The organism is Paenibacillus glucanolyticus NBRC 15330, assembly GCF_004000885.1.
Lineage (GTDB): Bacteria > Bacillota > Bacilli > Paenibacillales > Paenibacillaceae > Paenibacillus_AQ > Paenibacillus_AQ glucanolyticus.
Window position 1 is genome coordinate 15,168 of the sequence record NZ_BIMC01000023.1, and the last position, 21,828, is coordinate 36,995.

At 50.6% G+C, this 21,828-nt stretch carries 13 protein-coding genes and 1 pseudogene; 2 read left to right on the forward strand and 12 right to left on the reverse strand.

Annotation, left to right across the window (positions count from 1 at the left end):
- Nucleotides 1-221 precede the first annotated feature (221 nt).
- Nucleotides 222-2,136 (forward strand): annotated as a pseudogene (locus tag PGL02S_RS24085) (family 20 glycosylhydrolase).
- Between the two features lie 116 nt (nt 2,137-2,252).
- On the opposite strand, the gene PGL02S_RS24090 reads toward PGL02S_RS24085, so the two are convergent.
- Nucleotides 2,253-3,572 (reverse strand): sulfatase-like hydrolase/transferase, encoded by a 1,320-nt coding sequence (locus tag PGL02S_RS24090; protein ID WP_036636423.1) that lies wholly within the window; start codon nt 3,570-3,572, stop codon nt 2,253-2,255.
- Nucleotides 3,573-3,731: 159 nt separating this feature from the next.
- On the opposite strand from PGL02S_RS24090, the gene PGL02S_RS24095 reads away from it, so the two are divergent.
- Nucleotides 3,732-4,601, forward strand: coding sequence for an AraC family transcriptional regulator (locus tag PGL02S_RS24095; RefSeq protein ID WP_036636421.1), 870 nt, complete (start codon nt 3,732-3,734; stop codon nt 4,599-4,601).
- A 28-nt stretch (nt 4,602-4,629) separates the two neighbouring features.
- Here PGL02S_RS24095 and PGL02S_RS24100 read toward each other — a convergent pair whose 3' ends face one another.
- The 11 genes from PGL02S_RS24100 to PGL02S_RS24150 all read right to left on the reverse strand — a co-directional run bounded on the left by PGL02S_RS24100 (nt 4,630) and on the right by PGL02S_RS24150 (nt 21,815).
- Nucleotides 4,630-5,544 (reverse strand): hypothetical protein, encoded by a 915-nt coding sequence (locus PGL02S_RS24100; protein ID WP_235187289.1) that lies wholly within the window; start codon nt 5,542-5,544, stop codon nt 4,630-4,632.
- Nucleotides 5,545-5,612: 68 nt separating this feature from the next.
- Nucleotides 5,613-6,101: an RNA polymerase sigma factor gene (locus PGL02S_RS24105; protein WP_036636417.1), complete on the reverse strand. Its 489-nt coding sequence runs from the start codon at nt 6,099-6,101 to the stop codon at nt 5,613-5,615.
- Nucleotides 6,102-6,294: 193 nt separating this feature from the next.
- Complete coding sequence (locus PGL02S_RS24110; protein WP_036636414.1) at nt 6,295-12,555, reverse strand: 5'-nucleotidase C-terminal domain-containing protein; 6,261 nt, start codon at nt 12,553-12,555, stop codon at nt 6,295-6,297.
- A 182-nt stretch (nt 12,556-12,737) separates the two neighbouring features.
- Entirely contained in the window at nt 12,738-13,691 is a 954-nt protein-coding gene (locus tag PGL02S_RS24115; protein WP_036636412.1) for an ABC transporter permease, read from the reverse strand.
- Between the two features lie 6 nt (nt 13,692-13,697).
- Nucleotides 13,698-14,753, reverse strand: a complete 1,056-nt coding sequence (locus PGL02S_RS24120; protein WP_006207704.1) for an ABC transporter permease — start codon at nt 14,751-14,753, stop codon at nt 13,698-13,700.
- Nucleotides 14,746-16,278, reverse strand: a complete 1,533-nt coding sequence (locus tag PGL02S_RS24125) for an ABC transporter ATP-binding protein (RefSeq protein ID WP_006207703.1) — start codon at nt 16,276-16,278, stop codon at nt 14,746-14,748. The genes PGL02S_RS24120 and PGL02S_RS24125 overlap by 8 nt, the downstream gene beginning before the upstream one ends.
- 397 nt (nt 16,279-16,675) lie before the next feature.
- Nucleotides 16,676-17,788, reverse strand: a complete 1,113-nt coding sequence (locus tag PGL02S_RS24130) for a BMP family lipoprotein (RefSeq protein ID WP_006207702.1) — start codon at nt 17,786-17,788, stop codon at nt 16,676-16,678.
- Between the two features lie 525 nt (nt 17,789-18,313).
- Nucleotides 18,314-18,502 (reverse strand): hypothetical protein, encoded by a 189-nt coding sequence (locus PGL02S_RS24135; RefSeq protein ID WP_006207700.1) that lies wholly within the window; start codon nt 18,500-18,502, stop codon nt 18,314-18,316.
- Nucleotides 18,503-18,945: 443 nt separating this feature from the next.
- A complete protein-coding gene (locus PGL02S_RS24140; protein ID WP_036636411.1) occupies nt 18,946-19,965 on the reverse strand; it encodes an SPFH domain-containing protein in 1,020 nt (339 codons plus the stop codon).
- A 21-nt stretch (nt 19,966-19,986) separates the two neighbouring features.
- Nucleotides 19,987-20,787, reverse strand: a complete 801-nt coding sequence (locus PGL02S_RS24145; RefSeq protein WP_036636410.1) for a TPM domain-containing protein — start codon at nt 20,785-20,787, stop codon at nt 19,987-19,989.
- On the reverse strand, nt 20,784-21,815 hold the full coding sequence (locus PGL02S_RS24150) for a TFIIB-type zinc ribbon-containing protein (RefSeq protein WP_036636408.1): 1,032 nt from the start codon (nt 21,813-21,815) through the stop codon (nt 20,784-20,786). Before PGL02S_RS24150 ends, PGL02S_RS24145 begins: the two co-directional genes overlap by 4 nt.
- Nucleotides 21,816-21,828: the final 13 nt, after the last annotated feature.

Genomic DNA, 21,828 nt, shown 5'->3' on the forward strand with positions numbered 1-21,828 from the left:
CAGCATAAGAGACTTCTCTTTTGCTCTAATATTTACTGTTCATATATATATTAACTCTTAACACAAGCAATGGTTACGCAAAATTTTAGAGAGTTATGCCGCCATACCACTAGTGTTCGCAAAACTTAGGATTGATTTCCCTCAACGATTCCCATAACATTAAACATTATAATGATATAATGTTTAATGTTTGCAAAATCTTGGATGCAGGGGGATTTCATATGAAATTTCGTTTCGCGGGTGCTGTATCGGATATACTGCCCGGTGCGCAGCTGCTGCTAGACGAACTTGGCGTAGAACTTGGGGAAGGCGGAGTCACGGTTGAGGTAGCATTGTCCGAGGGCGAGCTTCAAGTCGGACGAGAACATACGCGAGCTTACATTCGTTACGGCAGAAAGCATCAATTCTTCCGGGGGCTCGGCTTGCTCATTCAACTTAGCCGCCATAGCGATACGTTCCATCTTCAAGAGAACCAGCAATTTGACCAGATCGGCCCAATGTTTGACCTGTCCCGGAACGCCGTGCTCACGGTGGACAGCTTTAAACTCATGCTGAACAAGATGGCCTTGATGGGAATGAACAGCGTGATGTTATACATGGAGGATACCTACGAGATCGAAGGCGAGCCCTATTTCGGATACATGCGCGGCCGCTACACACAGGCGGAGCTAAAAGAAATTGACGATTATGCCGACCAGTTCGGCATTGAGGCTTTTCCAAGCATTCAAACCTTGGCGCACCTGGAGGAGTTTCTGAAATGGGAGCCCATCAAGCATTACCGTGATACAAAGGGTGCCCTGCTTGTTGGCGGCGAGCAAACGGATGCCCTGATTGAACGAATGATCGAGGCTGCAAGTGCCCCTTTTCGCAGCAAGAAAATTCATATTGGCATGGACGAAGCAGAGGAGCTTGGACGAGGCAAATATTTGGATCACAACGGCTATGTGAGCCGCTTCGATATTATGATCGCATCTGGAGAAGGTTCTGGCAGCCGTTCGAAGGCGCGGCCTGAAACCGATGATGTGGAGCGACATGTTCCTGAAGCTCGCTTCCGGAGGAGGCGGTGATGCGGCGTATTACGATAAGGAAGCCTCGATTCCGGAGGAAATGGCCCGCCAGATTCCGAAGGATGTGGACATGGTGTACTGGGACTATACCCATATGGAGCCGGAGGATTACGAAAAGGTGATTGCCAATCATCGGCCGCTCGGCTGCAATCTCGTGTTTGCGGGAGCAGTCTGGATTTTTAACACGTTCGGCGTAAACTACGGTCTGTCCCTGAACGCTTCCGATGTGGCGCTGCAAGTGTGCAAGCAGGAAGGGATCCGTGAGGTATACGCCACGATGTGGGGCGATGATGGCAACGAAGGAAATCCCTTTGCAGCCCTGCTTGGCCTCCAGCTCTATGCCGAGCATGCCTATTCGGAAGAGAAGCCTTCCCGGACGCAATTAGCGGAGCGGGTGAAGTTCTGTACGGGCATCGAGATGGAAACCTTCCTGCAACTGAAGGATCTGGACGAGATTCCCGGCCAGGAACCCAACAACGCCAAACAGAGCAATCCTTCGAAATTTCTGCTGTATCAGGACGTGCTTCTCGGGATGTTCGACAAGCAGATTGAAGGCCTGGATCTGGCGAACCACTATGCCGAGTTAGAGCAAAGCATACGCGGGAAACGCAACAGCCGCGCAGAGCTGGATTACCTCTTTGAAATGCCGGAGAAGCTGAGTGCTGTCCTCAAACGCAAGAGCGAGATCGGTATCCTGCTGAAACAAGCTTATGATGCCAAGGATAACGATACCCTAAGACATATGGCCAAGAACGTGCTGCCTGCCATCTCCAGAGCTGTCCAGGAGCTGCGTCTCGCCCACCGTACGCAGTGGCACCGCATGTTTAAGCCCTTCGGCTGGGAGGTCATCGACATCCGCTATGGCGGCGTTATCACCCGCCTGGACACTGCGTCGTTCCGCATTCTGGAATACGCCGAGGGGCGAGTGGCACGAATCGAAGAACTCGAGCAGGAACGGCTCGTGTTCAGCACGACCCACCGCGGCAACCACAAGGGTGTCGGCTGGTGCAGCCATTATTACCGGATGGCTTCGCCGAACGTGTTCTACCATGTGCTGAATCCTTTTTAAGGGTCCAAGCTGCCTGAAATTGCAATACTTTTCACCAATACATCATGAAAAAGCCCCGGAGACCGGGGCTTTTTTGCATAATCGCTAAGTCTTAGATGATATGCCCTAATCCACGCTTAAGATCCTTGATTTTGCACTTCCTCATACCAGACTCGTACATCCCGGCTAAGGCGCTCCACGATCTCGGGATAACGGTCCGCCAGGTTGGATCGCTCTCCCGGATCCTTGGACAGATCGGACAGATGAACCTGATCCGGAACCACGCGATCGAAATCGAGTTTTCCGTTCAGCACCAGCTTCCAGTTGCCTTCCCGGACAGCCAGTTGACCTTGATACTCCCAGAACAATTGCTTATGCGGTGACGGCTTGCCCCTGAACAGCATCTCCTTCAGGCTGCTCCCATCCAGGGTAATCCCTTGAAGCGGTCCCGCCGCCAGATCGACGCCCGCCAGATCCAAGAAGGTCGGAACGATGTCCATCATGGCCGCGACCTCATCGCGCACTTGTCCGCCTTCCCATCCGTTCGGCCAGTTCAGTATGGCAGGTTCGCGGATTCCACCTTCGAACAGGCTTGCCTTATGCCCCCGAAAGATCCCCGCGCTCCCGCCGTAATAAATGTCTTCCGTCCCGTCCAGCCAGTTACGGCTCTCGGAAGACGGCCCATTATCGCTGGAGAAAAAGATGACCGTATCCTCATAACAGCCGGCTTCCTTCAGCGCCTCCACAATCTCTCCGACGCCATCATCCACCGCCGCAATCATGGCGGCCATCACCTGCCGATCCCATGGCAAATGCGCAAACCGTTCCATGTATTCCTGCGGCGCATGCATCGGATAGTGGGGCGCATTGTACGACGCAAACAAGAAGAACGGAGTCTCCTGCTCCCGTGACCGCTTAATGAAATCAACCGAGCGTTCTGTTATCAGTTCGGTCATATACCTGCCGTTCTCCCAAACCTCCGTTTCGTTTTCCCATAGATCATGCAGGGGATTGACGCCATGACCTTGCCCCCAATAAAAAATGTGCGAGTAAAAATCGACACAGCCTGCCTTAAATCCAAAGAACTCATCGAACCCATGCGCATTCGGGCTGGTTTCTTTGGACAGGCCCAAATGCCATTTTCCATAAAGTGCCGTCCTGTACCCGGCAGGCTTAAGCGCCTTGGCCAACGTCACCTCGGCGGCAGGCAGCCCATGGGAACCGCGCTTTGCCCCCAGGATTTCACCGACTCCCGCTCGGACCGGATATTTGCCTGTCAATAAAGAGGCTCGTGACGGAGAGCAGACAGGGGAATTCGAATACCAATTCGTAAAACGAACGCCTTCATCTGCCAATCCGTCCAGATGCGGGGTTCTCACGGAATCCGAACCATAACATCCAAGGTCCCCGTAGCCTAGGTCATCACAATAAACGACGACAAAATTCGGTTGTTTCATATCTCCATTCACCTCGGCTATGCTCGACTTGTTCCTCATATCGTACCCTGTCGCGGATCAACACGGAATGTCCAATCCTTGCAATCGTTATACAATATGTTGCATATTAGCATTATCAAGCGAAGTGATCTTGTTTAGCTGGAAGGAGGGAGCAAAAGCATGACAGTGAACCAACGGCCATCCCGAGAAGAATACTTTAACAACTCGGCTCACTTTGAGACCCAACTGGGATTATGGATATTCAAATCCGGATCCCACCCCTTTTTCACCGAAAAAGTCGGTCCCCGGTCCGTCGAATTTTATAGTATACATTTCGTTGCCAGCGGCAAGGTGCGGTTCGGATGGGACGGCAGCAGCGTCTCCCTCTCGGAAGGCGATCTGTTCTGCCTCTTCCCCGGCTCGGTCTATACGTATGTCAAGGACTGCGACGAGCCGTCTACCATGATCACCTGGACGGCCTTTATGGGCGAGTTGATGCCGTCCATATTGAAGCATGTCGATTTATGTCCGGAACGGCCCTATCGTCAAAATGCCTTCAGGGACGATGCCTTGGCTGTCATCAAGGAAATTCAGGGATTGCTCCGGCAGCCCCAACAGGATCACAGCCTTCAGCTGATGTCGCTGGGCTTCCAATTGATCCACAGCATCGATCCGAACCGGAACCAGCGACATCCGGCTTCTTCGTCTGCTTCCGATTGGCTCGAATCCGTTCCCGGGTATATGAAGCTTTATTGCACAGAGAACCTATCTGTGGAGGAGCTTGCTGCGTGGGCCGGTGTGCATCGCAGTCATTTCACCCGTGCGTTTACCCGCCGATATGGTATCTCTCCGTCCCGCTACATGCAGCAGCTCATTATGGAGAAAGCGACCCGCCTGTTATCCGCTGAGGGAACCAGCATCACGCATACCGCTTTATCTCTGGGGTATTCGGATTTGTTTACATTCTCCCGCGCCTTTACCCGGTATTTTGGTATGACGCCGAGTGCATTCGTAAAAGGTCATCGCTCTTCATCGACGGCACGCGAATAAGAAGAAGCCATTGCGCTGAACAAACGCCCTACTCTTCCATCCGTTCCCACAGCGCCGTGAAAGCCTCGGCATCCAATTGAAAGAATACAGGAGCGTTTGCGTATCTTACATATTCCCCGTCTCTGAACAATCTTAACTGGACTTCCGTTCCGTCCTGGAGCTTAATATACAGAAATTTCTGTTCTCCCGATCCGGTCTCGTAGATCCCTTGCTCGAATAGAGGATCGGCCGCAATCGGCTTCGCCTCATACAAGGCCTCGACGAAGGCTTGCACCTCCGACTCGCCGGAAAAATCGTGCAGCTTGTTCTCCCCCATGTTCCAGCTATCAAAATCCTGCCATTTTACCGATGTCATTCGATCCCTTAAATTCAGCTTGCCTATCAAGTCCTCGCCCTTGGTCACCGTAATCCCATTCAAATGCTCATACAGTTCAGCGTAGATCTCCCCATCATGCTCTACATAGGACATGATTCTAAAATCCAAGTCATACCCTTTTACCGAGTAAATGTCCATTTCTCCTATTGTTGAAGCGAGTTCCGTATAATCGTCGGGGGAACTCCATTCCGTAATGCCCGATTGGGACCGTCCCAGCTTGTCGCCCCGCAGCTGCTTGGCGGTTTCCGGCGATATTCGCGTGCCGGTTTGGGTGTAGATATTGCCCTGGTATACAACCAAACCGATCATGTCGGCTTCGACGTTGCTCTCGCCCGGAAGCTCAATCTTCGGAATGATCACCGGATCATGACCGACCTTAGCGATCGGTGTCGTGTTCTCTCCGGTCCCGGGAGTCACCGGGGTATTGCTGACAACTGGAGCATCTTCTCCATTCAACATGAGCGAAATAACCAACACCACACCCAGCATGACAGCCGCACTAACACCAGCCATCCCCATCCGGTTCCTTCTTGGCGTTTGGCGCCCATTCTGTTTCATTCCATTCATAAGCCGCTCCTCCAATCCTTGGTCAGGTTCTATTTGATCTATCAATTGGTTATAGTCATTCCGATTCATCAATCGTCCTCTCCTTCCAAGTCCATTCGCAGCAGCTTCCTGCCGCGCTGAAGGCGCATCTTGACCGCGGATTCGTTAATCTGCAATATCCCGGCAATCTCCTTAACAGAATAATCCTCGTAATAAAACAGGTGGATGACCGACTTATATTTGAACGGCAAACTCATGACATGGTCCATCAGCATCCGTTCAGATGGCTCAGCAAAATAATCGTTCATATGCTCCATTTTGGTTACCCGCCTGCGCCACAGGCTTCCTTGCATGTTCTTGCAATAGTTGGTTATCACCCGAATCAGCCAAGCCTTCTTATGCTCCTGGTCGCTGAATTCAGGCGCTTTATGCATCAATTTGATGAATGTTTCCTGAATAGCTTCTTCTACATCCTGTTTGTTCCCAAGGTACACCATCGCTATTTTAAAAAGCATATTGCCATATAATTCATAGGTTTCCGTAAAATCTCCGCCCGGCCGGAGCGAATCCATCTGCATCGCGTGTAGACCTCCTTTTACCCTTAACACAGTTATGGACGTGGATCGGTCACATTTTGTTTTTGCTTTTACGAACTAAAAAAAAGAGCTGCCCCTGAGGGGCAGCTCTTTCTCGCCAACCAATATCTCCGCTTATTGGAACACGAACACTGATGTGAACATCCAATCTCCATAAGCCGCATGCACTGCATGTTTATTTTACATACGTCAAATCCTGAATCATGCGATGAAGCACAGCGGCGCTTTCGGCTCGGGTTGCGCTGGACTGAGGATTGAAGCGCAGCTTCGGATCCCCGTTCAGAATACCAAGACCCGCCAATTCATATACAGCTGCCTGCGACCATGCGCTGATCGAGGACGCGTCGGCGAATTGGGCTTTTGCCGCGTCTGCCTGATGGTATCCGGCATAGTCCATAGCTTTGTATACCATCAGCGCCATCTGTTCGCGTGTAATGTCCCGATTCGGCTTAAAGTTGCCGTCCAAATATCCGGTTATGATGCCGGCATCGGCTGCCGCCTGGATCTCACCGGCATACCAGTCGGATAACGCAATATCCTGGAAAGCCACTGCCTTAGCGTCGGCCGTGAGGCCCAGCGCCCGGACTACCAGTGCCGCGAATTCGGCTCGGGTTATCGGAGCATTCGGAACAAAGTTCTGCTCTGAACGTCCGGTCACGATCATGTTGGCTGCAAGGGATTCAACGTCTCCCTTGGACCAATGTGTCCCCATGTCCTGGAACGTTACCGGGTTCAGAAGAACCAGGTACGTGCTGTTCGTTTGACTGTAGATATCGATTCGTTGACCATTCACCTTGAACGGCACCGGCGTGTATCCACTGCCTGTTCCGTCAACCCGAACAACCGCAATTTCGGAGGAACGATAGGTCTTGGCAACATTCAGGGACCGCTTCACATACGATTGGAACTTATCCAGCGTGATGGTTTTGCCGCTGCCGGACGTTGCGGTTACCGTGTAGCTTACGGCTTGCAGCCCATTATGTCCTTTGGAGGCTGCCGATTTAAGAGCATTCGAATCCACGGCAAGTTGAATGACCAGCTGGATACTGTTTATATCCGATCCAGCTTGAGTTGCCAGAGCCTGCAGGTTGATCTCCCGCTTCGGAAGCTCGTAGCTTCCGTATGGAGTGACCACGTTCAGCACTTGAGCGCTTGATTGATCAAGCCATGCCCGCAGCGCTTCATTCTCAATCGTAATGGATGAAGACTCTATAGGCTGCGCACTTGTAACCTCAATGGTGACTTTCCCGTCTGAAGGCAGCTTCAACGCTTCCTTCATAGCCGCTCCGGTTACGGAGCCTGCTGCCGCGCCATTTTCCACTTTAACCGGAACCTTCACCTTGCCTGCTTCCGCCGGTGGCGTCGTGCCAGGGTTTGTAGGATTCACTGGAGGCGTCGTTGGTCCTGGAGTTCCAGGCGTGCCCGGGTTCCCAGGGTTGCCTGTCCCAGGCTCTCCTGGCCCGCCAGGAAGCGGCGCTCCTTTCAGGTCTGTAATCCGACCCTCGACGGCCGAGGTCTTGTCCGTGATGGTGCCTACTTTTTTCACGTAATTCGAGAATACCTCATAGTCAGGCATATAGAGCAGGTTCACGCGCCCTTCCAAATATGCCTTTTCGAGCGAAGCGTAGAAATCGCCGCCCTTAGCGGTAAATGCATTTGTCGCTACCTCATATGATTTGTTCATATCAATCGGCTCGTAGCCGTTCTTGCCTTTCACCTCGATACGCAGTACGCGCGATCCAACCGGTTTGGTTGAATCGTAGATAAACTTCATGCCCGCAATATGCGGGAAGCGTCCATCCTCGGCCGGGGTTTTGGAAACCCCGTTCTCCATCGCTTCTTTAATCTCGGAGCCCGTCAGCGTGATGGTGACGAGATCATTGTTAAACGGCAGGACGGTCATTACGTCACCCATCGTAACTTTACCGGCTCCAATCGAATCGCGAATTCCGCCGCCATTCTGCAAGGCAATGACCGCATTCGTTCCGGCTGTTTGCGCCGCATTCAGCATTCCGTCCGCGATGAGATTTCCGAGATTCGTTTCCTTCGTGCGCACATCGGCGCGGACGCCGTTCAGTTTCACTTCCGTTGTACCAACCTCGGTTTGTTTTAACTGATCTACGCCAGGTTTGTACTTGGCATTCAAAATGGCAAGTGCTTCTGTATCCGGCTGAATGACATACTCGCCTTTGCTGTTTTTCTCGTCAACCGAAATGAGGCGGCTGTTCCACTCCTGCAGAACGCCCTCGTTGTCAAATACGACCTCCAGCTGGCCTAAGAATTGGCCTTTTTCACCTGTCTGCACGATCAGTTTCGGCTCGCTGTCCGAACGGTCTACAACCGCCTGATCCAGCTTGGTATGACTATGACCGCCCACGATGATGTCGATGCCTTCAACTTGCTTCGCCAGGTTGACATCCACGTCATAACCGAGGTGCGACAGCACAACGATTTTGTTGATGCCTTCATTCTTCAGCATCGCGACGGTGTCTTTTGCCTTTTGCACCGCATCATCAAAGGTAACATCTCCAGGGGAAGCGATGTTTGCCGTGTCTTCGGTCGTAAGACCGATCAAGCCGACCTGCTCACCGTCTACCTCCATGATGATGGCCGGGTAGATGGTTGCATCCTTGGCATCCCGGGCTACTTCATTCTTGAACTTTTGGCTTAATATAGCATCGGCTGAGAAATTCACGTTCGATGAAACAAACGGGAACTTCGCATGCTCAATGAAATCATTCAGTACTTCGGATCCTTTATCGAATTCATGATTCCCGAAGGTCATAGCATCATATTGAACCATATTCATGAACTCCAGATCCGCAAGTCCCAAGTATTGGTTGAAATAGAGTGTGCCGGAGAATACATCCCCCGCATCCACGAGCAGTGGATTGACCGCATGCGCTCTCGCCTCTTTAATTGCCGTTACCCGGCGAGCAACGTTGTTCGGAGAGCTTGTGGTATCCAGATTGGCATGCGTGTCATTGGTATGCAGGATCGTAAGCGGGAACCCGTTAGCGGCCTCTCCTTGCAAATCGATCTGCGCGACAACCGGATCATGATCCGATACGCGGCCCTTAGAAGCCGGGAAATCGGCGTTCAGGTGCACTACATCGACTTGCGTAGAACGGGTCAGGTTCTTGCTGACCAGAATATGATCCAGCACCTGCGAATTTCCGTCATACGTGTACGTATACTGCTCTTTCAGCGGCAGCGTATCAATCAGGTTATCTAATTCATTCCCTTTCAATATCGTTGCCGTCTGCGTAAATTGGAAATCATTCAAATCGCCCAGAACAACAACGTTTGCGTCCGGATTTGCGGTTACCACGCTCTTAACAAATCCGTTAACGACAGCCGCGATCTGATGGCGCTGCGTTTCGCTGGAAAGAACCGGCGGCTGCGTATTTCCGAATGGTCCCTGGTCCCCGGATTTCGAGTTAAAATGATTCGCAATCACAATCACTTTCTCGCCCCGGAATTCAAACTGCGCGGCCAGCGGCTTGCGTGAGGCATTAAATGCAGGATTCTGCGGATCAATTCTGCCTGGATTATAGGTCAGCTGATCCTTAGCTGCATCATAGGCCACGAAATCCGTGGAAGAGCCTTTTTTGTTGTTTACACTGTCCGATAATTGAACACGGTCCGGGTTGTAGAGGAATCCGACACGAATGTTGGCTCCCGGCGCTCCCCCGTCATTATTATTAACCGGATCAATGTCGGTAAAGCTGTAGGTTGGGCCTCCCGCTGCCTTAATGGCTTTAATCAGAGCATCGTAGCTTAAGTCTGCTGCGGTGGTTCCATTGTTCTGCTCACCGTTGTTGTCCTGCACTTCTACAAGCCCGATAATATCCGGGGACTTGATGCTGCTAACAATCGACTCGGCCAGCTTGTTGATTTTGCTGGAGCCTACGCCCGGATAGAAGTTCTCGATATTATATGTCGCCACCCGAAGCTGCTCGGCATTCACATCAATGGTGGATACCTCTTGTTGAAATGGGCTGCTGTTAATTGCAGGCAATTCGCCTTTGCCCGGAATCACCTTGAAATTGCCGCTGTTGTATCCGATCACACCGATCACATCATCAGCAAACGTATCCCCGGTGCTTACTTCCTGTCCTGGATTGCCATAGGCAATAATAAGGCGCTGCGGATTGAAATTCCCTTGTTCTTTCAGAACGAGACCGCCAGCCGGCGTAATCACATCTGCTATATGATTTTCCACGCGGGTCGCGATATTGTACGTTCCGCTGCTTGTCCAGTACGGACTAATGATGGTTGGCTGCGGAAGTCTGACCCGCATACCCTCCAGGGACTCATAGAAATCGATAGCGTCTTCCTGCGGCTCGAATGCTGTCATCCCGTCGTTATCGATAATGGCAGCCGGAATCGGACGTCCACCCTTACCTAAAGTAACAGGCTCCGGCAGTGGTTGACCCTGATCTAGATTCTTCAAAGATTGCAGCTCAATTTGAGTCGATGTCAGATTGCTTGAGCTTCCTTCGTTAAATTCGGCCACTTTACCGGTGACGCTGACCAAATCTCCGATCTGAGGCCGGCTTGGATCCGTAGAATACACAAAGATCGCATCAGAGGTATTCGGATTGGAATCCGGCTTCGGATCCTGAATATAAAAACCTTTGATGTTGCCGTTAGAGAAAGTATAGCCGTACTGCGTGACAACACCCTCGATATCTTTTACGGTTTGACCGTTGTAAGGCGAGGCATGGGTTTCCCCCTGAATGTCCGCAATGCGCGGCTGCTGTGTAGCCTTGTAGGCAAATTCGTATACCTTGCTTACATCCACACCAGAAACAACAATCGCTTTGATAGTCGTATCACGGTCAATTGGAATTGGCGAGCTGTACTGCGTGCTGGATGTCGTCGGAACCGATCCGTCCAGCGTATAATAAATGTTTGCACCTTGCGTAGGGCTGGACAGCGTTACCTTTCCGCCGGTAACAATCGGTCCGGCACCCGGGCTCGCCATCACAGAGAATAACTCTTCGATTAAGGCATCCTCACCCAGGGGGATCAGTTCATAAATACTTCCGAACTGCTTCACCACACCCGTAACGAGGCTGAACGATTTAACTGTCTTCAGCTTGGACAAGCCGGAATAGATAATGAATTCATGCCCGCCCTGTTCGGCTGTATACTCACCCGGCTTGTTCTCCGACTTGATGGTTACATCCTCCAGGGAGACGAGCCTTGCTTCGTATGTCTCTCCTGTAGCTGGAGACAGGTCAGCCCCGGTGATTGGGAGAGCCTGCGGCAATCCCACTTGGGTGCCCGTTACGCTGTTCGGCAGCAAGGCGTGTGGTTTGATCTCCTGAAGATTGTTGTAAATCTCCATCACGCCTGCCACACTGACCCGGTCGCCAACACCAGCATTCAGCGGGTAGTCATAAAGCACGATACCGGCCGCGTCGTCTTGAATATAGGTTTCTCTGCCTTCAATATGCGTAATGATGCCTTCCGTCCACACATGCTCGCCTTTTGCCTTGCTGCGGGCTTCCGTAACGGATTTCTGCGTTAAAACATCGTATTGGAACGAGGTTACCGGTCCATCCGGCTGGCCGTCCTGGGCTGCGTACGCATCCACTCGTGTTGGCTCGTTGATCACAATTGGGTTATTGATGAGCTGGAAGCCGGACCCATTCCCGCCGGACAAGTACACATCCGCATAGACGGAAGCTCCCACCGTAGGAGGACTTAGCGTAATCTCCGTTCCGGCTGGCCAAGCATTCGGTCCTGGATTAGCCGTTACCAGGCCAAGTCCATTCCCCGGATTGACCGGTGTTGCAGGAGCTGCACTGTTACGCGGATCCGGCGTCGCAACGATAAAATCCGCTGCATTGTTATCCGTATCAAGACCACGATCCGATTGACCAGTGGTCAATTCTTTGCGAATTGCTGCCGTGCCGTTGGACAAAACTGCCGTTGGATTCGTTTCAGATTCTATTGCAGTTGATCCATAACCAATGAGATCGATACGATCTCCCGCCGCATTCACCAGATCCACGATTCCGTTGCTGCCGCTTAAATTAAGCGATCCTAGAACATCGGGTGTCGGCAGAGCATTCCCTGTTGTGCCACCACTCTGTTGGACTAATAGATAGGTATAAGGCTCCATAATGCCGTTTAAAGAGGTTGTACCGTTAAATGCACCCGAGGCTGCGCTGGCATAACGTACCTTCCAGCCTGTGAGGTCAACTGGACTGCCCGTTGGATTGAACAGCTCGATAAAATCATTCTTATATTGCGCTCCGCTGTTTCCCCCTCCCCCGTATACCTGGCTGATGACAACCTGATCATTGTGGGGAGCAGCCTCCGCAACCTTCACGGGACTGAAAGGAACAAGGATACTCAGGAGCATCACGATGGCCAAAAGCATGCTGAGATGCTTTTGGTACTTATGTAATCGAATGTGCATTCAGGTTTTTCACTCCTCTATTCTATTAAATTTTGTAGCCTTATTAACTATATATAACAGATATGTTTGGGGAGTTCTAACATAAAGTATGCCCTATGTAAAAAAACCTCCGATAGACCTAACCCATAATCTGGATAAGCATATCAGAGGTTCTACTTATGTTACATTTCCTTGCGTATACGTTACCGTTTACCTGAATCGAACGGCTCCCCTACCGCCTTCGGCGCATTCGAGGATTTGGAGAAAATAACCAAAGCGACTAGTGTCACCACATAAGGGAAAATCTTAAGAATAACCGGTGGGAACACCGCCAGCGATGGAATGACCTGCGATACGTTGGCTACCGTCGTGGCAAACCCGAAGAACAAGGTCGCCAGCAGGATGCCAAGCGGCTTCCATTGTCCGAAGATGAGCGAAGCCAAGGCAAGGAACCCTAGTCCCGCAACGTTCCCCGTAAATTCGCCAGAATACGTCAACAGGATAACAGCTCCCCCAAGCCCGGAAAAAGCCCCCGAGATCATGACGCCGACATACCGCATGGACTGGACTTTAATCCCTGCTGCTTCCGCCGCATGCGGATGCTCACCGCAGGACCGAAGTCGCAGGCCGAACGGTGTTCTGTACAATGCCAGTGCACTGAGCACCAGCACCAACAGAACTAACCAGGTCGTAGCATAGGTTTTAGTAAAAAATAAATCTCCGATGATCGGTATCTTCGACAGCCAAGGCACATCGAACGGCGCGAAACCATTCGTGATGCTGATCTTGCCGCTGCCCGTAATGTTGCGGGCCAGGAAAATCGTCAAGGCGCCTGCAATCATGTTGATCGCCGTTCCGCTTATGATCTGGTTGGCACTGAGGTTAATGCTGGCAAAGGCATGCAGCAGAGAGAACAGCGCACTCGCTGCGGCCGCTGCTAACAGCCCTACCCATAATACCCACGATTGGCCGGGCCATTGCGCCTGCATTTTGAAAATAACAAAAGCTCCGATGAAAGAACCGACAATCATCAACCCGTCAAGGCCGATATTCACGACTCCGCTTCGTTCACTGAACAGCGCGCCCAAGGCGGTAATCAAAAGCGGGATCGTGTAAGCGATGGCATACGGAAAAATCTGTTCAATCGTTGTCCACATATGTCCTTACTCCCCCTGCTTTTTATTTGCCGCACGACGCAGCTTCAATTTGCGGTAAAGACGTTCGATCAAGATGCTGGTTGCTGCAAAATAGATAATAATAGCGATGATCGAATCGGCAATCTCCGGCGGAATCTCCGTCATGGCATTCATAAACCCTCTGCCCGAGTAGAGAATCCCGAAGAACAAGGCCGACACCAATACGCCGAGCGGCGCGTTAATTCCGAGCAGGGCAACAGCGATGCCGTCGAATCCCTGGCTTGGCAGCACGCCGATCTGCATGCTGGATGCATTCCCCGCATATTGCGCAACGCCGGCAAGGCCCGCGAGCCCCCCGGAGATGAACATGGACAGGACGATGCTGCGTTTTACGGCAATCCCCGCATATTCGGACGCATGGCGGTTGAACCCAACTGCCTTCAGCTCATATCCCAGCGTCGTTTTGTTAATCAGGAAAGCTACAATCAATACGGCGATGACCGCGATAAAAAAGCCCAGATTGACATAGGAGCCTTGGAACATATCGCTGAGCCACTGCTGATGCAGCATCGCATCCGGCGGAAGCTGGCGAGATTCCGTCTCCAGGCTTGTCCCTTTGAAATAAGCTGGAATGACATAATAAACGGTCCAGTAGGCCGTCCAGTTCATCATGATGGTGGACACGACCTCATGCACGTTATATTTGGCCTTCAAAAAACCGGGAACGACCGCCCATAGCGCACCGCCGATAAACCCGGCCAGCACCATCACCAACAGGAGCAGGGCACGCGGCAGATCCAGCGAGAGACCAACTGCCGTCGCGCAAAAGCCGCCGAACAGCATTTGTCCCGCTGCACCGATATTAAACAGTCCGGTACGGAAGGCAAAGGCTACCGACAAACCGGTCAGAATAAGCGGAGTTGCCGTCGCCAGCGTATTTCCGATCCTCTCCGGGTTCTTGAGTCCACCCTGGATGAGATACTTATACCCTTCTACCGGATTATGACCGGTCAGCGCCATAAGCAGTGCCCCCGCGATGAGTCCGAACAGGACGGCAAGCAACGATTTTACGCTGTTATTCATGTGGTGCCTCCTCTTTTTGATACCCGGCCATCATCAGCCCGAGCTCTCTTTCGTTCGTTTCGGAGGTTTTGACGATACCTACCAGTTCACCGTTATTTATAACGGCAATCCGGTCCGACAAGTTCAGCACTTCATCAAGCTCCAGGGAAACCAGCAGAACGGCCTTCCCTTTATCACGCTGTTCGATCAGACGACGGTGAATGTATTCAATCGAGCCTACGTCAAGGCCGCGGGTCGGCTGGACCGCAATGAGCAGATCGGGATCACGTTCAACCTCGCGTCCGATAATCGCTTTTTGCTGGTTACCCCCGGACATTGAACGCACGATCGACCGGCCGCCCGTTCCTGACCGTACATCAAAGCTCTGGATGATATGCTCCGCATGCTTGCGAATCGCGGCAGGCTGAAGCAGGCCATTCTTGGAGTAAGGAGGCTTGTTATACACCTCGAGAATCAGATTCTCTTCGATTGTATAGTCCAGAACAAGTCCTCTTTTTTGGCGATCCTCCGGGATATGACCGATCCCGCTCTCATTCCGCTGACGGACAGATAGGCCGTTCAACGCTTTGCCGTTCAGGTTTACCGTTCCACTCTCCGCTTGCCGAAGACCGGTGATGGCTTCGATCAGTTCGGATTGGCCATTGCCATCCACGCCCGCAATGCCCACAATCTCTCCGGCATGCAGATCCAGGCTAAAGCCTTTGAGTGCATCAACCTTCTTGCTGTTTTTCACTGTGAGCGACTGAATTTGAAGAACGGTTTTACCCGGGCTGCTCTCCTGCTTGTCTACCTTGAAGGAGACGCTGCGGCCCACCATCATTTCGGCCATGGCCTCGCGGCTGGTGTCCGCGACATCGACGGTGCCGATTGTTTTGCCCCGGCGGATGACGGTACAGCGGTCCGCAACCGCTTTAATTTCTTTCAATTTATGCGTGATCAGAATGATCGATTTGCCTTCCTTGACCAAATTTCTCATGATGCCCTGCAAATCTTCGATTTCCTGCGGCGTCAGCACCGCGGTTGGCTCGTCAAATATGAGTACTTCCGCATCGCGGTACAGCATTTTGAGAATTTCTACCCGCTGCTGCATACCTACCGAGATATCCTCGATTTTGGCGTAAGGGTCTACGTTGAGGCCGTATCGTTTGGACAATTCCTCCACCCGCTTGGCAGCGGATTTTACATCCAGGCCAAAGTAATATTTGCGCGTCTCACTGCCCAGAATAATATTCTCGGTCACTGTGAACGGGTCGACCAATTTAAAATGCTGATGCACCATCCCGATTCCGAGTTTATTTGCCACATTCGGATTGGAAATCCGCACTTCCTTGCCGTTGACCTTGATCGTGCCACGGTCAGGCTGATACATGCCGAACAGGATACTCATCAGGGTTGACTTGCCCGCTCCGTTTTCCCCAAGCAGAGCATGAATCTCGCCCTTCTTCAGCCTGATCGTGATATCGTCATTGGCCACAATCCCCGGAAATTCCTTGCGGATGCCCACCATCTCGACAACATAGTCCATGGTTTAGGGTCCTCTCCTTCTTCTTGGTTAAATATCTTCTGTGTTCAAAAATTGCTAAAAAAAACGCGGATCGACTCACTTCCAAACAGCCAGATCGCAGTTAAATAGTTCTGATTCTATTCAATATCAGGATGCAATCGCTTGCGCCGGTGATACGGTCTGATACCTAAAATAGCCCCACAAAGTGGAGCCTATGCTTCGATGCTTGTTCCAAATACTTTGCGGGGGCCCCAAAACATATAATTGCGATTACAGAATTGCTTACGCTTCGCTGAAATAACTTATTATTTCTAATACCTTAAAAAAAGACGGAAGGGAATCCGTCTTTTTTTCATGCGGTATCGCTGCTTTTCAAGTAAGTCTATCCACGCTCTGCTAATGCTCTTGTTGTCTTGAATTACTTAATCAATTCGCCTTGCTCTCCGGCTACTTTAATTTCCCCGGCTTTGATCTTGTTGAACACATCATCCACTTGCTTGAGGATGTCTTCGCTCAGGTTCGGGTTCTTCTCAGGAAGACCGACACCGTCATTGGTAGCATCCAGTGTGAGTGTTTGTCCACCTGGGAATTTACCTTCGGTTTCCGCTTTGATCATATCGTAAGCCGCTTGGTCAATTTTCTTAACAGCGGAAGTCAGAACGACGGACTTGTCGCCTTCGTAAACGCCATCTTGATACTGGTCAACGTCAACGCCAACGATCCAAACGTCTTTGCCGTTCTGAACGCGGGTCTTCGCTTCGTTAATCGCACCAACACCTACGCCGCCAGCTGCCGCGAAAATGACATTGACACCGCGGTCATACATTTGAGCCGCCAATTGGTTACCTGCTGCAACATCGTCGAAAGTTCCTTGGTATACCACGTTTTCTTTGTTAATAACCAATTTTGTTCCGAGATTATCGTTCGCATAAGTCACACCTTGCTGGAAGCCCCAGTTGAACTTCTGTACAGGCGGAATTTCCATGCCGCCGATAAATCCGGCTTGTCCATCCTTCACATGAAGCGCAGTCGCTACGCCAGCCAGGAAGCCAGCTTCATGCTCAGCGAAGAAGATCGATACCGTATTTTCTTTAACTACCGGGGCTGCGCCTTCTTCTCCTGAATGAGGCGTTCCGTCGATAATAACGAATTTAGCGTCTGTATACTTGTCCTGTGCTTTGAACACGGCTGTTTCAAATTTGAAACCCGGGGTTACGATAAATTTAAATCCGGCATCGTACAGGTTTCCGATCTCTTTGGTGTAGTCAGCTTCTGTTGTTCCTGCAGGCTTCAGGTATTTATACTCCATTTTGAAGTCCTCATTGGCCTTCACAATGCCCTCATATGTTCCCTGGTTAAACGACTTGTCATCAATGGTTCCCGCGTCCGTAACCATACCAACCTTAAAGTTCGCTTTAGGTGCGTCTCCTCCTGCACCGCCGCTTGGTTCTGTAGCTGGTTTGTCGCCGCAACCTGCCAGCATTGTGACAGATAACGCCAAACTGATTAAAGATATGACCCCTTTTTTCATTAAGGATAACCCTCCTAGGTATATATGCCCGAATACTAGATTCGTGCTATTTACAATATATTAATAAAACAGACCCTTTTCAACATAAATTTGGGGGATTCTGTCAAACTGCATCTGTGCCGCGGTGAAACGTTTAAGACATGTTTTATCCCAATTTTAGAAGACTTAGGTAACCGCTCTCAACACGATGTTGATATAACAGTTTTTATAGATAACACGGGGGTTACAGGTGATGTGATACACAAAGCGAGGAGGATATAATATCAACTAAACTTCGAAAAAAATAAATAGACTTTATTCTACCACATTTGTATTTGGGCTTGTTTGTTATGGCTGCGTTAAGTATTAAGGCCTACTGTTTACATTCTGTTTTTGTACAAAAATACAGGTCGTCGGAATGAGACACATTACCAAAACTCCTACTTCCATTCCTTTCGTCACCCGCAAGCTTCCATATCCTGAAAGAAAGCACCTCGGCAAGGTGCTTGAGCAGGATGTCATCCATCCTGTAGCTTGAATTATTATTCATTTACGACGAACTTTCATCATGCGGTTATACATGACAAATGCGGCAATAATCATGGCAATAAAACCGAGATTGCTCGCCGACTCCGGCGACATGCCGAACACCGCAGCCAGGTTCGAAACCAAGCCGTTCGTAAGCAGCGCAACCGCAATCAGCATGATCGGACGCCACACATTATACCTTCTCATCCTCGAAACACCCCCAAGCCAGTTTCGCAAGCAGAATACCAGAACATCAGAATACCTGAGATCATAGACTATTAGCTGTCATTATACCATGAATAAGAATGCGTTTACATTAATAATTAGATTCATAGGGGAATTTATGAGTCGATTGATTCAATAACAAATCCAAAGTCAAAAAAGAATCGGAGCCGGGATGAGAACGAAATTTCGAGAAAGCTGCTTCATTTGAGAAAGATATTTATATAGAAGAAACAGCAATTGATTTGTAGAACAAACACCTAATTACAGTAAAACGAACAGCCCCCCGCTCCTTTGAGCGGGGGGCTGTTTTCATGAAGTAATCGATAATCCGCTGGCTCCAGCCAACACTAGTATCGTGAAGTAACGAGTCTGAAACTGCTCAGCGTAACCATATGTTGTGCGGCTATTTCAATTTAGAGCGAAACTCAGCCCAGCTTATGTCCACAATTCGGACAGAAATTCGCTCCTTCGTTCTTCGCGCCGCAGTTCGGGCAGAAGTTAGGCTTCTTATTGCCTTCGGAGGAAGATGAAGCCGCAGTTGACGCAGATTTCTCCTTCTCAGCTGGTGGCTGCTGGTTTTGATTTTGGCTCTGGCTCTGGTTTTGGTTCATATTTTTCATCATCTCATTGGCCATGTTCATGCCCATCATCATACCCGCCATATCCGAAGCAGCGCCGCCGCCCTGCACCTTGCCGGATGCGATACCGTCGGTCATGCTGACCTGCTGGTACTTTTGCAGATTGCCAATCATTTCATGGGAAGCCGTCTTCGTAATCATATCCTGAATTTCCTTCGGATAATTGAAGCTCATCACCTGGAAGCCGGTGATTGTCATCCCGTTGTCCATCACCTGCATATCCAGATCTTCACGAATCCCTTGTGCAATATCCGCGGCATTCGCCTGCAGATTGAACATATCCTTGCCTTCTCGACTGATCCACTTCATCAGCAGTTGATCGAGCACCGACGTAATCCGGATCTTCACATCCTCTACAAGGTAACTCTCTTTCATGCCGGCAATTTTGTCGATCAGTGTAACATAATCGGTCACTTTGAAATTGAACGTGCCGTTGGCACGAATTGGCATACCCCCGGGCAGCTGGGGAGTCGGGATCAGAACCGGATTCTGCGTCCCCCACCTGACGGTGAATTCCTTGGTGTTAACGAATAACACCTCCACGCGCATGCTGCTGTTAAAGCCGAATTTAAACCCTTTTAACGTGGACAGGAACGGAATGATATCCGAGTCAATGCTGTATACCCCTTCATCCTCGAAGATCCCTTCGATCTTGCCGTTATTTACGAATATTGCGTCTTGCCCGGAGCGAATGACCAGCTTGCTTCCTTTTTTGATCTCCCGGTTGCTCCATTTCCAGAAAATCATGTCATCTCTAAACTCTTCCCATTCCACAACATTGGAGAATTGGTTCTTAAAAAATCCCATCTATACAATCCATCCCTTCCATTAAAATTTCCCGCTGCTGCTGCTGTGCGAATGCCCACCCCTGGTGACGCCTCCGCCTCCTCCGCCACCCGAACCTCCGCCCGTGTTGCGCTCAATCTTCCGCTTCGTTGTTGTTGTTCGAATGTATCGGTCCTGATGATCCATGATTCCCGATGTGCTGGCATCCTCATAGGTTCGACGGTTGACCGTCACGCGGCCGCCGGAGCGGTAAGCCATGATGCCTACAGCAATTGCGCCGATGGCAGCGGCACTGCCAAGTTGGAACCAAATGTTAAACAGGATATTATCCGGGTTCACACCAGGCTCAAAGCCCATATAGCGGTGAGCGGTTTTGATGTATTTTTCGAAAGCCTGTTTATAATTTCCATTCGATAAATCGGGTGTAATCTTGCTGCGTATTTTCGTAAGCCTGCCGGAGTCCAGATACTTCTCAGCCTTATAATAACCTTCCAAATGCACGTTCCGAGTACCATCACGAGCACTCATGACCATGGTCAAAATGACGGTATTGCCGTGCGGCTTGTCATACCCGGGTGCATACTCATCGTAAAAATTTTCCGTCCATAACTCATAATCGTCATTGGGAACGCTGTTAACCGTAAGGATCATAAAGTCCGTCTCGCGCTTTGCGCCGTACTCATTCGCCATTGCATTCAGCTCATTGCGTTCTTCCGGACTAAGCAGATTCGCTTCATCGAAGATCAACGGTTTCATATCCTCTGCTGCCACCGCACCGGCGGGAACCATCCAATATACAACCAGTAAGAATAAGACCGCCCATAACGTATATCGTCTTCTCACAGGAACCCTCCCCCCATCGCCCAGGAGATTAGCTTCAATGATAGCAAGGAGACGCCAGAAATGCCTGCAAACCATGCAGCCACCTTGGCTTTGCTGATCGGCGGTTTGCCGACGACCTTACCCGTCTGACCATTCATCGCAAAGGTATGCTCGGATTTATTGTAGTCATAGTGAACCATCCATACCGGAAGCAGCACATAATCGGCTTGTTTTAAAGTTGTATCGATCTGTTTGTTGGTGTAACTCACGGTTGTATAACCTGACACCGCTGTCGAAATATAGGAATCAATGTAGGAGCTGATTTTTTCTTTGGCGCGTGGATAGAGCTGCTCGTCGTTCTGACTGTATTTCTCCGCTATGTAACCGGCAAGATACGGCGTCTTGAACTCCTTCAGCTGCTGATAGGGAAATGGCTCCAGCTTATCCATCAACTCATCGTTCATCTTCTCCGAAGCGTCAATTGGCACCTTCACATAGTTCAGGCGAATTTTCCGATAGATATCAAAATGCTGCGTTTCCGTGTACTGATAATCGCCTCTCGTGTAGGTTCTCACCTTCGTGCCGCGGGCATGAACCTCGACCCGGTTATGCAGTTCATACAACCAGAAGGGCACATACATCCCCGTAATGCCCTTGATGCGATCCGCGGTCATAAACCCGCCTGGCGTCAGCAGGCCGTTTCTGCACCATTTCTTGAAAGCCTTCATGGCCTCTTCCTTCGTAATCGAAAAAGGGATCACCATCACCGGAGCCAAATTACCGCTCAATCGATCGCTGAGCACAACGGCCGAACCGCAGAAGCTGCAGGTCGTTGCACTTGTCTCCGGTTCGGTCACGATGACAGCCCCGCAGCTGTTGCAATGATACTCCTTCACCTCGTCCTCGATAAAAACCTGCTTCTTCAGGGGATCCGGGATTTGCTCGATATTGTCTTTTCTACCGCAGCTTGGGCAGGATAACATCCCTGTATTACCGTCAAAAACCATGCCACTGCCGCAATTGGGGCATTTGTATTCAATAACCGGCATCTGCTCACCTCAA